12 protein-coding genes are annotated in these 15,070 nt (G+C 65.3%); 8 read left to right on the plus strand and 4 right to left on the minus strand.

Annotation, left to right across the window (positions count from 1 at the left end; translation table 11 throughout):
* Positions 1-8 precede the first annotated feature (8 nt).
* The gene (gene eccD / locus BST40_RS00385; RefSeq protein WP_075547096.1) at positions 9-1,379 is read left to right on the plus strand and encodes a type VII secretion integral membrane protein EccD; all 1,371 of its coding nucleotides are present in this window, start codon (positions 9-11) and stop codon (positions 1,377-1,379) included.
* Positions 1,376-2,740: a type VII secretion-associated serine protease mycosin gene (mycP, locus tag BST40_RS00390; protein WP_075547095.1), complete on the plus strand. Its 1,365-nt coding sequence runs from the start codon at positions 1,376-1,378 to the stop codon at positions 2,738-2,740. The genes eccD and mycP overlap by 4 nt, the downstream gene beginning before the upstream one ends.
* Here mycP and eccB read toward each other — a convergent pair.
* Positions 2,702-4,093, minus strand: a complete 1,392-nt coding sequence (eccB, locus tag BST40_RS00395; RefSeq protein ID WP_083153104.1) for a type VII secretion protein EccB — start codon at positions 4,091-4,093, stop codon at positions 2,702-2,704. The two genes, mycP and eccB, sit on opposite strands and share 39 nt — an antisense overlap.
* A 120-nt stretch (positions 4,094-4,213) precedes the next feature.
* On the opposite strand from eccB, the gene BST40_RS00400 reads away from it, so the two are divergent.
* From BST40_RS00400 to BST40_RS00410, 3 genes are all read left to right on the plus strand, one after another.
* A complete protein-coding gene (locus BST40_RS00400) occupies positions 4,214-5,017 on the plus strand; it encodes a cutinase family protein (RefSeq protein ID WP_075547093.1) in 804 nt (267 codons plus the stop codon).
* Positions 5,018-5,057: 40 nt separating this feature from the next.
* Positions 5,058-5,714 carry a cutinase family protein gene (locus BST40_RS00405; protein ID WP_075547092.1) on the plus strand — a complete coding sequence of 219 codons (657 nt, stop codon included), beginning with the start codon at positions 5,058-5,060 and terminating at the stop codon, positions 5,712-5,714.
* Between the two features lie 266 nt (positions 5,715-5,980).
* Positions 5,981-7,657 carry a purine-cytosine permease family protein gene (locus tag BST40_RS00410; RefSeq protein ID WP_075547091.1) on the plus strand — a complete coding sequence of 559 codons (1,677 nt, stop codon included), beginning with the start codon at positions 5,981-5,983 and terminating at the stop codon, positions 7,655-7,657.
* A gap of 78 nt (positions 7,658-7,735) precedes the next feature.
* Here BST40_RS00410 and BST40_RS33610 read toward each other — a convergent pair whose 3' ends face one another.
* Positions 7,736-8,023 carry an Mtp family mycobacterial-type pilin gene (locus tag BST40_RS33610; protein WP_082275398.1) on the minus strand — a complete coding sequence of 96 codons (288 nt, stop codon included), beginning with the start codon at positions 8,021-8,023 and terminating at the stop codon, positions 7,736-7,738.
* Positions 8,024-9,471: 1,448 nt separating this feature from the next.
* On the opposite strand from BST40_RS33610, the gene BST40_RS00420 reads away from it, so the two are divergent.
* From BST40_RS00420 to BST40_RS00430, 3 genes are all read left to right on the plus strand, one after another.
* A complete protein-coding gene (locus tag BST40_RS00420; protein WP_075547090.1) occupies positions 9,472-10,692 on the plus strand; it encodes a PPE family protein in 1,221 nt (406 codons plus the stop codon).
* A 194-nt stretch (positions 10,693-10,886) separates the two neighbouring features.
* Positions 10,887-12,059: a PPE family protein gene (locus tag BST40_RS00425; protein WP_075547089.1), complete on the plus strand. Its 1,173-nt coding sequence runs from the start codon at positions 10,887-10,889 to the stop codon at positions 12,057-12,059.
* 84 nt (positions 12,060-12,143) lie between these two features.
* On the plus strand, positions 12,144-13,622 hold the full coding sequence (locus BST40_RS00430) for an amino acid permease (RefSeq protein ID WP_075547088.1): 1,479 nt from the start codon (positions 12,144-12,146) through the stop codon (positions 13,620-13,622).
* Here the strand turns inward: BST40_RS00430 and truA are convergent.
* Together truA and rplQ are read right to left on the minus strand one after the other, a co-directional pair.
* Positions 13,578-14,477 carry a tRNA pseudouridine(38-40) synthase TruA gene (gene truA / locus BST40_RS00435; RefSeq protein WP_082275407.1) on the minus strand — a complete coding sequence of 300 codons (900 nt, stop codon included), beginning with the start codon at positions 14,475-14,477 and terminating at the stop codon, positions 13,578-13,580. The genes BST40_RS00430 and truA overlap by 45 nt on opposite strands.
* On the minus strand, positions 14,422-15,045 hold the full coding sequence (gene rplQ, locus BST40_RS00440) for a 50S ribosomal protein L17 (protein ID WP_083153106.1): 624 nt from the start codon (positions 15,043-15,045) through the stop codon (positions 14,422-14,424). Before rplQ ends, truA begins: the two co-directional genes overlap by 56 nt.
* Positions 15,046-15,070: the final 25 nt, after the last annotated feature.

The raw sequence follows: 15,070 nt of genomic DNA on the forward strand, positions 1-15,070 counted from the left end.
GAGCTCCGTTGTCTGCAGCCGATCCCGGCCTGCGCCGCGTCGCGGTTCATGCCGGCACCACGGTCGTCGACCTGTCACTGCCCGCGGCGCTTCCGGTCGCGGCGTTGATCCCGCCGATCATCGACGTCCTGGGCGATCGCCTCGAGCGGGACACCGCGACGGGCTACCACCTGTGCACGCCGGGCGGGCAATTACTGGCATCAACGACGACACTGGCGCACAGCGATATCCACGACGGCACCGTGCTGGTGCTCAGCCGGTCCGTTCCCGAGCCGCCCGCCGAGCGCCACGACGACCTGGCCGAGGCGGTATCGGCAATGCTGGGCTCCGCGGCCCCCCGCCCGGGTCGCCGCACCGCTGCGCTCACCGGTGCGCTGGCGGCCGGTGCTGTGACCGCTGTCGGGTCCGGGGTGCTGATTCGGGATGCGTTGCGCGCCGGCGCTCAACACGGCGCGACGGCGGGTGGCGCGGCGGCGGCCGGCGTGATCGCTCTGCTACTTGCGGGCATTGCACACCGGATCCACCGCGACCCGATCGCCGCACTCACGTTGAGCGTGATCGCCACGGTCTTCGTCGCGGTTGCCGGTCTGCTGGCGGTGCCCGGTGCCCCGGGTATTCCGCACGTCATGCTCGCCGCCACGGCGGCGGCCGTCACGGCGGTGCTGGGTATTCGCGTAACCGGTTGCGGCATAGCGCCTTTAACCGCCATAGGGGGCTGCGCGACCGTCATCGCGGTCGCTGCGCTGGCAGGGGTGATGACCGCGGCGCCGGTGTATGTCATCGGTTCGTGGGCCGCGCTGGCATCGTTGGGTCTGCTGGAAGTGTGCGGGCGGATGTCCATTGCGTTGGCGGGCTTGTCGCCACGGCTGCCACCGGCGATCGACCACGACGACCCCGACGACCTGCCGCCGGCCGAGGTGCTGGCCACCAAGTCGATACGCGCCGGCAAGTGGCTGACCAGCCTGCTGGCCACCTTCTCCGGCTGCGCCGCCGTCGGGGCAATCGTCGCCGCGCTGACCACCCATCGCGGCGTCCCCCTGGCCACCACCACCGCCGCGCTGTTGCTGCTGCGCGCCCGCGCACACCGCCACCGGACACGGTGGCTGCTGCTCGTCGTCAGCGGAATCATCACTGGCACAACAGCGTTTCTCACCGCGACGACCAACTGGATGCAGCACGGAGTCCGGATCGCCGCGCTGACCGCGATACTGACCGCGGCGGCGCTGTTTCTGGGCTTCGTTGCTCCCGGGATGTCGCTCTCGCCCGTCGCCAGGCGAGGTATCGAGGCGCTGGAGTTGGCGGCCTGGGTCGCCGTGGCGCCGCTGGTCTGCTGGACATGCGGGGTCTTCGACGCCGTTAGGGCCCTCGACCTGATATGAACATCGCGACGGTGCGCGTCACCCATCTGCTGGTGGTAGCGCTGACCACGGCGCCGTGGTGCGTGACGCCATCGGCGCACGCCGTGTCGCCGCCGCGGGTAGACGAAAGGTGGCTGCCCGCGGCGGCGTCACCGGCCCCGCCACAACCCACCGTGCAACGCGAGGTCTGCACCGCGGCCACCGCGGTGCCCGGCCACGACGCCGCCACCGCACAACTGGCGGATCTCGAGTTGCCACAGCTCTGGCAGTTCACCCGGGGGGCCGGCCAGCGGGTCGCCGTCATCGACACCGGCGTCGCCCGGCACCGACGACTGCCGCACCTCGTTGGCGGCGGCGACTACGTCGCCGCCGGCGACGGCACCCGGGATTGTGACGCACACGGCACCGTCGTCGCCGGGATCATAGCCGCCGCAACGGATTCCGGCGCAGACGGGTTCAGCGGGGTAGCGCCCGAGGTCACCGTGATCAGCATCCGGCAGTCCAGCGCCAAGTTCGCTCCGGTCGCCGACCGCTCCGGCACCGGGGTCGGTGACGTCGACACGATGGCGCAAGCCGTCCGCACCGCAGCCGACCTCGGCGCGTCGGTGATCAACATCTCGTCAGTCGCCTGCGTCCCGGCCGAACCCTTACTCGACGACCGTGCCTTGGGCGCCGCATTGGCCTACGCGGTCGACGTCAAGAATGCCGTCGTGGTGGCCCCGGCCGGCAATACCGACGGCGGCGCGCGCTGTCCGGCCCAGCGGCCCGACGTATCCCGGGACACCGTTACCGTCGCGGTCAGTCCGGCCTGGTATGACGACTACGTACTGACCGTCGGGTCGGTGAACCCGGCCGGTGCACCGTCGTCGTTCACCCTTGCCGGGCCATGGGTCGACGTCGCCGCCACCGGCGAGGACGTGACCTCGCTGAGCCCCGTTGGTGGCGGGCTGGTGAATGCCCTTGACGGACAACATGGCTCGGTGCCACTGTCCGGCACCAGTTTTGCCGCACCCGTCGTCAGCGGGCTGGCCGCCTTGATTCGCGCCCGATTTCCGGCGTTGACCGCCCGACAAGTGATGCAGCGGATCACCTCGACCGCCCATCACCCACCGGCAGGATGGAATCCCCTGGTCGGCAACGGCACCATCGACGCCCCGGCCGCGCTGAGCACGGATTCCGCGCCGCCGGCGCCCGCGGCCAAGCCCGACACCGCGGCCGCGCCGATCACGACGATGCCGGTGTCTGCCGATCACCGCAGCCGTGACGCGGCTTTGGGCGGGACCGCCATCGGCCTGGTGGTGCTCGTGGCGGTTCTGGTCTCGTTCGGAGCCACCAGGCTTCGGCTAGGACGGTCGGGCCGAGACGGTGTCATGGGCGACTGACGCCTCCTGCCTGCCGAGTTCGGGTCCCTGCGGCAGCGCCGCCACTATCGGCCACGGCGCCGGGACCGGCGCCGGCAGCCCGAGGTGACGTGCGGCCTCGTCGTCGCGGATCGCGAACCGCACACCCGTGTCGGTGACCAGGTAGCGCCAAACCGTCCGGATTTCCGCGCCGGACAAGCTCCGCGCGGCCGCGTAGGCGCTGCGACCCGGCGGTAGGTAGACCGCGTCCAGTGCGGGCCCGCGACCATCGGCTTGCGCCAGCGTTACCGGGGCCGCCGCGGCCGGCAACGGCAGGCCGCTGCCGGTCAGGAACGCGAGTTCGGGTCGATCCGACTGCGCCGGCAGCCACGTCACGCACAACGTGGTGGCGCTATCGGCACCAGAGGTCGCCACCTCATCGGGGAACGTGGACAGCGGCAGGACGTTTGCGATCGGAGCGGAGCGGATCGCATCGGGTGCCGCGGCGACGACGTGAATGTTGCCTTGCGAGTCGCTGAACCGCAGCAGGTCCGCGGCGACCCGGCCGATCCGTTGGACACCGGTTTTCAGCACCACGTAAAACTCCTCGTTCACGTCGCGTGTGAGGCTCAGCACAGTGCCGACGGGAAACCCGGCCGTGGTCGGCTCGCCCGCGTGGCTGATCGGCGGAGCGCTGATCGGCGGGACCTCCGGCACGGCGCTGAGCAAAGACTGCGAGACGACCCGCGGAGTCCGGCCCTCCAGCCGCAGCGCCCGCAGCACCGCGGAATCGGCAAGATCCACCACGGCACGGCGTCCGTGGTACAGCAGATACGCCGGTGCACCGGACCCGACGGTGACCAGGAGTGTCTGCTCGGGGGCCAGCCGGCGAACCGACGTCTCGGAAACAGGACCGACCAGCACCGTGGTTGCCGCTCCCCGATCGGCGTCGCAGACGGTCCACCGCGACTCGGCGGCGGCCAGCGACGGCCCGATCAGCTGCGGCGCTCCCGGAATGCCCAGCAGCGGACCGCGTTTGGTGTGACGCAGGTCAGCCTCACGCACCCGCCGGGGATTGGCGTCCGATGCTGCGATCAATCGCGCCGAGGCCAAGTTCAGCACCGGATGCCAGGTATCGCCCACTCGCACGTACAGCGCCCCGGTGTCGCGGCCCATCACGATGTGCGCGTCACCGAGGCCCGGCTGCGGCTGCGCCAGCGCGCCGATCGCGCAGGCGGCCGCCGCGACGGTCGCCAGTACGCAGCCGACCGCCAGCGCCAGCGTGGGGGCCCGCAGTCCCCGATCACCATCCCGATGCAGCAACACACACTCGAGGCGTCGGAGCAGAAAACGGTAGGCATTGACGTGCCGCCCTGCACTCGATTGGCCGGACATTTAATCCCCACCGTCCATGCCCAGACAGTAGGCCTTGAGCAGGAGCTTCTTCAGTCACTCATCCACAGACCGGAAATTGTCGCAGGTTTTGTAGCGGTCGGCAGCGGGTAAAATCTCGGCGTGAACACGCACCCCATGGGCCTGTTGGCCGGCGCTTTTGTCGCCGCCGCCGGCATGGTTCTCGCCCCGTCCACCGTTTCGTCCGCGATCCCGTCGGCCGCCGCCACCGACTGCCCGGACGCGGAGGTCATTTTCGCCCGCGGTACCAGCGAACCTCCCGGCATCGGCCGGGTCGGCGAAGCATTCGTCGACTCACTGCGCCAGCAAACCGGCAAGAACATCGGCGTGTACGCCGTGAACTATGCCGCCAGCCGCCTTCAACTGCATACCGGTGACGGCGCCAACGACGCCATCGCACACATCAAATCCATGGCCTCGTCATGCCCGAACACCAAGCTGGTTCTCGGTGGCTACTCCCAGGGCGCCGACGTGATCGACATCGTGGCGGGAGTTCCGTTGGCGGGCATCAGTTTCGGCAGCCCGCTTCCCGCCGAATACGCCGACAACATCGCGGCGGTCGCCGTCTTCGGCAACGTGGCCGACCGCTCCGGCGGGTCGTTGACGACCCAGAGCGCGTTGCTGGGTTCCAAGGCGATCGATCTGTGTAATCCCGGCGACCCGATTTGTCATGCGGGCCCGGGCAATGAGTGGAGCGACCACACCGACGGCTACGTCCCCACCTACACCACCCAGGCGGCGAGCTTTGTGGCGGCCAAGCTCGCGGCCTCCTCTACGCCACCGGTACTGCAGTTGCCCGGCCCGGTCCCGCCGGCGCCCGGACCGGCTCCACAGGCGCCCGGACCGGCGGACGGGGTACCCGGATCGGTGGTGGGAGCGCCCGGGTCGGTGGTGCAGGTTCACTGACGCCAGCAACGCATGTGCAATAAGCCCGTAAGATCGCGTCATGCGGCTTATCCCCACGGGCAGAGCAAGACTCATCAGCCGCCTGGCGGCCGCCGCACTCGCGGCGGGCGCGTTGTCACTTGCCTGGCCACTGCCACCCAGGGCCTCCGCGTCCTGCCCGGACGTCGAAGTCGTGTTCGCCCGGGGAACCGGCGAGCCACCCGGGCTCGGCCGGGTGGGCAACGCCATGCTCGCCTCACTGCGCCAGCGGACCGGCCGGAACATCGGAGCATACGGAGTGAATTACCCCGCCAATAAGGACTTCTTGGCGGCCGCGGACGGTGCCAACGACGCCAGCGACCATGTGCAGCAGATGGCGAACGCGTGCCCGAACACCAAACTGGTGCTCGGCGGGTACTCCCAGGGCGCGGCGGTCATCGACATCGTCACCGCCGCTCCACTGGCCGCCTTGGGCTTCACTCAGCCACTACCGGCCGAAGCGGCAGATCACGTCGCCGCGGTCACCCTCTTCGGTAACCCGTCCGGCCGCGCGGGCGGGCTCATGAATGCCCTGAGCCCGCATTTCGAGGGCAAAATCCTCAACCTGTGCAACCAGGGCGACCCAATCTGCTCCGACGGCAACCAGTGGAAGGCCCACACCGGCTACGTGCCGGGACTGACCAACCAAGCCGCCAATTTCGTCGTGGGCAAGATCTGACGCGGCGGCCGGGTCACCGACCGCGACCGCCGGGCGGTCCGGCTGACCTTGTGAGGCAACTGAGCAACCGCTTGGGTATCGCTGTGCCGGAGCGCTTTCAGCTGGCACGCGGTCGAAACCCGGGGTTACGATCACGCCGGACCGCAACGACGTTCACCGAACGCGTAGCCGCACGAGTTCACTTGCACACTTTCCACGAAGGCAAGTGCGTGGGCACACCATGGAATCTGATTGCCATCGACCGGCGAATGCGCTGAGGAGAGTTGATGTCGGGCACCGATATAGACGTCAAGCCAACGGCGCCAAGCGACTTCGATCACATCACGACCACCGGCGAGACGCTTGAAGATTACCCGCTGCGCTTCGCCCCGCGCGGCTACCGACGGTGGTCCCCGGCGGTGGTGGGGATCTCGGCCCTCGGGGGAATCGCCTACCTGGCCGACTTCGCGATCGGCGCCAATGTCGGCATCACCTGGGGTACCGCGAACGCCCTCTGGGGCATAGGAATTTTCGCCGTCGTGGTCTTCGCCACCGGGCTGCCGCTGGCGTACTACGCGGCGCGCTACAACATCGATTTGGATCTGATCACCCGCGGTAGCGGTTTCGGCTACTACGGGTCGGTGGTCACCAACGTGATCTTCGCCACCTTCACGTTCATCTTCTTTGCGCTCGAGGGCTCGATCATGGCGCAAGGCCTCAATCTGGGCCTGCAGGTACCGCTTTGGCTGGGTTACGCCTGCTCGACGCTGCTGATTTTCCCGCTGGTAATGTATGGGATGAAAGTCCTTTCGCAGCTGCAACTTTGGACCACTCCGCTATGGCTGCTGCTGATGGTGGCCCCGTTCGGCTACCTGGTCGTCAGCCACCCGGAATCCATCGGAGAGTTCTTCTCCTACGCCGGCAAGCACGGTGGCGGCGGCGTCACCATCGGCTCGGTCCTGTTGGCGGCAGGCGTATGCCTATCGCTGATCGCCCAGATCGCCGAACAGATCGACTACCTGCGCTTCATGCCGCCACGGACGCCGGCGAATGCCCGCAGCTGGTGGACCTGGACGCTGCTGGCCGGGCCCGGCTGGGTGGTCTTCGGTGCGCTCAAGCAGATCATCGGGTTGTTCCTGGCGGTGTATCTGATCTGCCACATCGCCGGGGCCACGGCGATCGCCAATCTTCCGGTGCACCAATTCATGCAGATTTACCGCAATGTGATGCCGGGCTGGCTGGCGCTGACGCTCGCCGTGATCCTGGTGGTCCTCAGTCAGGTCAAGATCAACGTAACCAACGCCTATTCAGGCTCGCTGGCATGGACCAATTCGTTTACCCGCGTCACCAAGCATTACCCCGGCCGCATCGTGTTTCTCGCCGTCAATCTCGCAATCGCGTTAATCCTGATGGAAGCCAACATGTTCGACTTCCTGAACACGATCCTCGGGTTCTACGCCAACTGCGGCATGGCATGGGTGGTGACGGTGGCTTCCGACATCGTCGTCAACAAGTACCTGCTGCGCCTGTCGCCGAAGACCCCGGAATTTCGCCGCGGCATGTTGTATGCCATCAACCCGGTCGGCTTCGGCTCCCTGCTGTTGGCCGCAGGGCTCTCGATCGTCGCGTTCTTCGGCGGCCTCGGCGAGACCCTGCGGCCCTATTCACCCCTGGTCGCAATCGTTATCGCGGTGGTGATGCCACCGGTCCTGGCGATCGCCACTCGCGGCCGGTACTACCTTCGGCGCACCCACGACGGCATCGACCTGCCGATGTACGACGAACACGGCAACCCCTCGGCCGAGCAACTGAACTGTCATGTCTGCCGTCATGATTTCGAGCGGCCCGACATGCTGGCCTGTCATACACACACCGCCCACGTCTGCTCGTTGTGCGTCTCCACCGACAAGCGAGCCGAGCATATCCTTGCACGGGTAATCCCAGCGTCGACATCGAACGCCTAGATGCTCAGAATGTGACGAGCCGCTTCACAGAATACGCGTAAGGCGTGTGGAATTCCGATTCGATGAGCGGATTACTCGTTAACCTCCGCCGCCAGCAGCCGGCGGAGGCGGCGCGTCATCCGGATCGTCGTATATTGGCGGTTGGTCCTGAAGGCCCGGGAAGTAGCGATTGTCGTCATGGCAGTCATTCGGGTCCCAATTTGGTCCCCAACTCGGGTCAAATGGCTGGCCCGGACACCAGAAATAAGTTGGCATCAGCGAGGGCTGCGCTATAGCGTTCGCTTCCCAGGCGAATTCTGTCGAACACAACGCGGCGGTCGCGGCGAGCGTCGCCGACAAAGATGCACGGTAAACCAACCTGAACATGTTCCACCTCAGCGCTAATACTCGGTCTCAACGGAAATACAAGTCACATGGCGCGCGTCCCCGGCTGCAGGGTTGCCATTTCCTCACATTAGTGCTCGTGCACGTACAGCGCAGCCTAGGTCATCTGCGCGCTCTTGCATACCCCTGAGCGCTTGCACCTGAAGTGCCGGCAAGATTACCAATAACTTAAAGTTATAACGCCATTCGAAATTTGTATCGCCCGACTTCCTTTATCGCGGTTATAGTCAGGTCGAACGGAAGCGTCGCTTGGCCGAGGCGACACGGCCGAGCGGCCCGACGACAGCAACCTCCTCAGCCCGCTGACGCTCGTCGATAACCGCGCGTTCGCGTGATCGGCGCCGAGCGATTGACTAAACCGTCGACGTATGCAACTATTACCAATACTGATGTATGGGTTCTTAGTATATACGTATAGTATGCCAGAACCCTGCAGCCAAGGCCCGATGACGTGTCCTAAATCCGTGATCGAACGCAAGGGGCGTTGGTGACGCTGTCGGTATTTTTCGCAGGCTCAGCCAGCACGACCCTGGCGATTGGCCCTGCTGACCGCGCTTCGGCGCGGATGATGCAGTCGGCTCGACTTCTCGCCGCTCGTGGCGCCGACCTTTGGTCGCGCGTCGTAGCTGGGTGTCGCCGGCTAGCTCGAATGGGACCCTTGGGCAGTGCGAGCGGTGAGCAAAGTTGCCCTGCCAATACGTAAGCGGACAGAAAGGAATGATCAGCAGCCCGCCCTTACCATTCGACATGGCAGCGCTCCGGCCGTCCAGCGACTCGCCGAGGCATGGCGTTAACGTCTCGCGCAGTGTCGTGGTTGACCGCGACAGTATCAATACCGTCCACCTTCTCAAACAACTATGAATATCTCCGGGTCGGTGGTGATGAATACGATTGAACTCAACATCGGTCCGGCTGATGTTCAGGCAAGTCGTGAAAGCTGTAGGTGCCGGTTGAGAGCGCTCGTCGGCAAGCCTCTTCTGGCAACGCGGAGATCGTTTCCGGATGCCTGATTGTCGATTACACGACCAATCAGAGTCGCCACAGCATCCGAACGAGCCGGTCGGTTATCAATGTTTCCGATTGCTTCGGCAAGGTGGCTGGATGCAACCGTCCACCAGAGAGCAATAAGCATAGACCGTAAACAATAGGAGGAAATATTCCCAGTGCATGCCGGTGCAAAATCAACCAGCTACGGATCCGAAGTCTACCAATGGCAGCAGCGGGACGGTATGGCATAACCATTCCCGACGTGCTCGGGACAGTCAGATGACTTCCGACGCCTACAGCAGTGTCGTGTCCGGGCTGCCCCTACTAGCTCCGGTGGTGCCGACGCCTGTCGACGCGTTCGCGGCGGCCCAGGCAAACGACCCAAGCAGCGATATCGCGTTGGGCCTGACACGGCCTACTTCCGATCGGCTGGTGGCTTGCCGATGCTGACTGCGCCTCACCCTCGATGGGTATGTGATTTCGGGGTCCTGCCCCCCGAGATCAATTCAGGACGCATGTATTGCGGCCCCGGATCCGGGCCGTTGATCGCGGCCGCCGCTGCCTGGGACGAGCTGGCTGCCGAGCTTGCCGTGGCCGCCACAAGCTACGACTCGGTAATTTCGGAGCTCAGTAGCAAGTGGGTGGGGCCCACGTCGGCAGCCATGCTCGCGGCGATCACGCCCTATGTCGGCTGGTTGCGGGCTACCGCTGGGCTAGCCGAGATGACAGCGACCAATGCCCGCGCGGCGATCGCCGCGTTCGAAACCGCACACGCTATGACGGTGCCTCCACCGTTGATCGCGGCGAATCGGACCTTGTTGCTGGCATTGATCGCAACGAATTTCTTCGGGCAAAACACTCCGGCTATCGCGACCACCGAGATCCTCTACGCCGAGATGTGGGCTCAAGATGCCGCCGCCATGAACGAATATGCGAGTAGTTCGGCAGCTGTCTCGACCCTGACCCCGTTCACGGCGCCGCCGGATACCAGCAACCCGCCCGGACTTGCCGCGCAGGCGGCCGCGACCGAAAGAGCGGCGACGACAGCAGCAGGCGTGTCGAAATCGATTGTCTCATCGGTGACTCACCCGATGAGCTTTGCCTTGGCGGGACTGCATATGCTGGCGCAACTTTCGTCGACGGCGCCCACCCCGTGGTATTGGGCAGTGTTGACATGGCTCAAGGCGAACTGGCCAGCACTGCTCAACGTGTGGATCGCTTGGAGTTTCACCCTGGTCGACATCATGTCCCTGATTTATGACACGCAGGGGTACACCTTGAACATCCTGCAGATAGGGCAGGCGATGACCTGGGCGCCCCTGGGTGCGGCGGCGGCAGCGGCAGCACCGGCGGCCGGCTTGGGTGCGGCCGCACTCGAGCCCAGCTTGGCCGGCTTGGGCGCAGGTTCGGTGTCGGCAAGTTTGGGGCAAGCCGAGAAGATTGGACTTTTGTCGACGCCACCAAGTTGGGCCACTGCACCTACCGTGCCCCACGACGTTTCCGCGACGAGCTCGCGCACCGTATTCCACACTGCACCAACAACAACCAAGCCAGCGAGCCTGCTTCGGGGCATGCCAACGGGCGGCTCTCGACGCGCTTCGAACTTCACCCAGCGCCGATACGGGTTCCGGCCCAGCGTGTTAAGTCCGCAGGCGATCGGTTAGCGCCGTGGGAACGAGCGAACCCATCAAAATTCTTCAGCCCGAGGGCGATTGAAAGGAAACGGTATGTCACTCATGTCCAGGCAACAACGTGGTCCGCGATCTGCGTTGCCAGCGATGGCCATCCCGCTACGGGATAACTGTCCACCGATGAGCCCCCGGAACGCAATCCGCGGCGAGGCACGGAGTTCCCGATGATGGATTTCGGGGCGTTACCGCCGGAACTCAACTCGGGGCGGCTGTATACCGGCCCGGGATCGGCGCCGATGGTCACTGCCGCGTCAGCGTGGAGCGGCTTGGCCAGTGAGCTCGCTTCGGCCGCGGCCGGCTACGAGAAAGTGATCATGACGCTGCATGAGGAGTACTGGAGCGGGCCCGCGTCGGCATTGATGACCGAAGCGGTTGCACCTTACGTGGCATGGATGAAAGCCACCGCCAGTCAAGCCGAACAGGCAGCTGCCCAGGCACGAATGGCGGTTGCTGCCTACGAGACCGCGATATCGTCAGTGGTTCCGCCACCACTGATTGCAGCCAACCGCGTTCAGCTTGCGACACTGCTTGCCAGGAACGTATTCGGTCAAAACACCGCAGCGATTGCAGCCGTTGAAGCCGAATACGCCCAGATGTGGGCCCAAGACGCCGCGGCCATGTACGCCTATGCAGGTTCCTCTGCGAACGCGGCACAAGTGACGATGTTTACCGCGCCACCGCATACCACCAATCCGACCGCAGCGACGACACAAGCCGCCGCGGTCGCGCACGCCGCAGCCACGGCAGCAGGTACCGCGGAGGAAACGCTGATGAAGCTGGTTTCCGCGCTGCCGGGGGCGCTTCACGGACTCTCATCGCCCATCTCCACGCTTGCCGGGTCAACACCGGCATGGATTGTCTGGCTCACGAACTTCTTGAACCTACTTTGGCCGGTGTACGACATTTGGTACGACCTGACCGGCTTGCCGTATTTCGGTATCGGTATCGGCAACAGCCTCATCTCGTCGGCAAGAGCGATCGGAGCGATCGGCCCAGACGCCGCCGCGGCGGCTGCTGGCGCCGTAGCGGAAGCCGGCAAAGAAGCCGTCGGGATACTCGGCAATGGTGGGCAGGTAGCCGCGGGCTTAGGTAATGCGGGATCTATTGGCAAGCTGTCGGTTCCGGCCGCCTGGCCAGGGGCAGGCACGGAGCTTACCCCGGCGGTGCGTTCGGCGTCCGCACCTTTTGTCAACGACATAGTGGAGACCGAAGCGGCTTCCTCCGGCGGCGATGTGTTCGGTGGCGTGCCGCTGACCGGCGCAGGCGCAGCTACATCGGCTAGCGGTCCCCGGTACGGCTTTCGTCCGAAAGTCATGATCCGCCCGACGTGTGCCGGATAAGGCTCTCACTCGTTCACACGTACTGCGCGAGCCTAGACACCGCCAGCCGGCATCCTGTTGCTCCGATCTACGAGGGATCCACCTATGTCGTCCGATATCGGCACTCACCACACCGATGACCATGCTCCGCATCTGCATAGGGGTCTTTCCAACCGCCATGTTCAGCTGATCGCGATCGGAGGCGCGATCGGCACCGGGCTGTTCATGGGTTCCGGCAGGACGATCTCGCTCGCCGGCCCGGCGGTAATGCTGGTGTACGGAATCATCGGCTTCTTTGCCTTCTTCGTGCTGCGTGCGATGGGTGAGCTGTTGCTGTCGAACCTGCGCTACAAGTCATTCGTCGATTGCGCAGCCGACCTGCTCGGGCCGGCGGCCGGCTACCTCATGGGATGGTCGTACTGGTTCGCTTGGATCGTGACCGGGGTCGCCGACCTCGTCGCGATTACGGGCTATGCGATGTTTTGGTGGCCGGACTTGCCGAGGTGGTTACCCGCAGTTGTCGCCATCGGCCTGATACTGACCATTAACCTGTTCGGCGTCAGCAAGTTCGGTGAGACCGAATTCTGGTTCGCGCTGATCAAGGTCGTTGCGATTCTCTGCCTGGTCATCATCGGCGCCATCCTGGTCGCCGGCCATTTCGTTTCGCCCGATGGTGATCGTGCGGCGTTCGAGAATCTTTGGAACGACGGCGGATTCTTCGCCACCGGGTTCATGGGTGTGGTCAGTGGTTTTCAGATTGGATTTTTCGCCTATATCGGGGTGGAACTGGTCGGCACTGCGGCGGCCGAGACCGCCGACCCCCAGCGCACCCTGCCCCGTGCGATCAACGCGGTCCCACTGCGGGTAGCCATCTTTTACGTCGGTGCACTGCTGGCGATCCTGACCGTCGTCCCATGGCGGCGATTCGCCAGCGGAGAGTCCCCGTTTGTCGCGATGTTCTCCCTCGCCGGTCTGGCCGCAGCGGCGTCCTTCGTCAACTTCGTAGTCATCACCTCGGCTGCCTCCTCCGCGAACTCCGGAGTTTTCTCGACCGGACGGATGCTCTATGGCCTGGCTGACGAGGGCAACGCGCCTGCGCTGTTCGCCCGACTCAACCGCCGCGGCGTTCCGGCGCCCGCTCTATTGCTGACGGCGGCGTTGCTGCTGACCACCATCCCGTTGCTCTACGCGGGCGGGACGGTGATCGGCGCCTTCACCGTCATCACGACCGTTTCCTCGACGCTGTTCATGTTTGTCTGGACGATGATCATCATCAGCTACCTCGTCTATCGCCGACGGCATCCCCAGCGGCACGCCGATTCTCGCTACAAGATGCCGGGTGGCGTGGCGATGTGCTGGGCGGTCCTGGTCTTCTTCGCGTTCGTGATCTGGACGCTAACCACCAAACCGGAAACTGCAACCGCCCTGGCGTGGATTCCGGTGTGGTTCGTCATCCTTGCCGTTAGTTGGCTGTTCGTCCGCCGCCGACCCAGCCGCGTCGAGCAGTACCTGCGGTTCCAAGTCGAAATGAACGGCGATCTAGTCGGTACGCCTGCGCAGGTCGCGCGTGATCAATACTCGTGACCCCAGCTGGTCGGCGGGCGGATAGTCCACCCGGACCAGCGTCAGCCCGTGTGCCGGCGCAGCCGCGAAGTCACTGGAACGCCCCGTCGCGGTGAGCAATTCACGACACCAGGTCATGCTGCGCCGATGCTCGCCGACGGCCAGCAGGGCACCGACCAGCGACCGCACCATGGACCAGCAGAACGCGTCGGCGGTGACATGCGCGGTGACCAAGTCGCCGTCACGCGCCCAGTCCAGCCGCTGCAAGTCGCGGATCGTGGTGGCACCGTCTCGATGACGGCAAAAGGCAGCGAAATCGTTCAACCCCAACAGCTCTCGCGACGCGACGGCCATCGCCTCCACATCCAGATCCCGTGGCCAGGCGGTCACATAGCGAGCCAGCTGCGGCACCACCCCATAGGGCGCCGTCGACAGGCGATAGACATAATGCCGACGCAGTGCGGAAAATCTGGCATCGAAATCCGCTGGGGCGCGGGCAATATCGAGAACTCGGACATCTGAGGGCAGGAAGCGGCCCAGCCGTCCCACCAACGGCCGGAATTCGGCTTGGCCGGGGCGGGCCGAATGCGAATAGGCGTTCGGCAATGCGTCGACGGGCACATCGGCATGGGCCACTTGTCCGCTCGCATGGACGCCGGCATCGGTCCGTCCGGCCGCACGCAGCCGTATCGGCGTGCGAAATATCGTCGTCAGTGCCGCATCGAGCACACCGGCGACCGTACGCTGCCCCGGCTGCGTCGCCCAGCCCGCGAAGTCGGTTCCGTCGTAGGCGATGTCGAGCCGCAGCCGGACGTCCGCACTAATCCTCGGTGGCCCCTTCGGCGTCCTGGGTGTCCTCGGTGGCCTCGTCGACAGGCTCGGCCTCGCCACCCCCGTCGGCAGGCTCGGCCCCTCCGGTCTCGGCCCCTGCGGTCTCGTCAGCGGCCTCTTGGGCGGTCACACCGACAGCGGCTTCAGGCTCGACCGCCGCCTGCGGCGCCGCCGCCGCTGCCACTGGTGCTGCTGGATCCTGAGAAGCCTTGGACGCCTTCACTCGCCGTGCCCGATCCGCCTCCGACGTCACCGTCTTCTCCCGCACCAACTCGATGACGGCCATCGGAGCGTTGTCGCCTTTACGCGGCTCGACCTTGATGATGCGGATATAGCCACCATCGCGGTCGGAGAAAAACGGCCCGATCTCGGCGAACAAGGTGTGCACCACATCCTTGTCGCGGATTTTCTTGAGCACCTCGCGCCGATTGTGCAGCGTGCCCTTCTTGGCGTGGGTGATCAGCTTCTCCGCGTACGGGCGCAACGCCCGAGCCTTCGGCTCGGTGGTCTTGATCCGGCCGTGCTCGAACAGGGACGTGGCCAGGTTGGCCAGGATCGCCTTCTGGTGCGACGATGACCCGCCGAGGCGTGGGCCCTTGGTGGGCTTGGGCATTGCTGACGCTCCTGTCTAGATCGGA

The sequence above is a fragment of the Mycobacterium persicum genome (assembly GCF_002086675.1).
GTDB lineage: Bacteria > Actinomycetota > Actinomycetes > Mycobacteriales > Mycobacteriaceae > Mycobacterium > Mycobacterium persicum.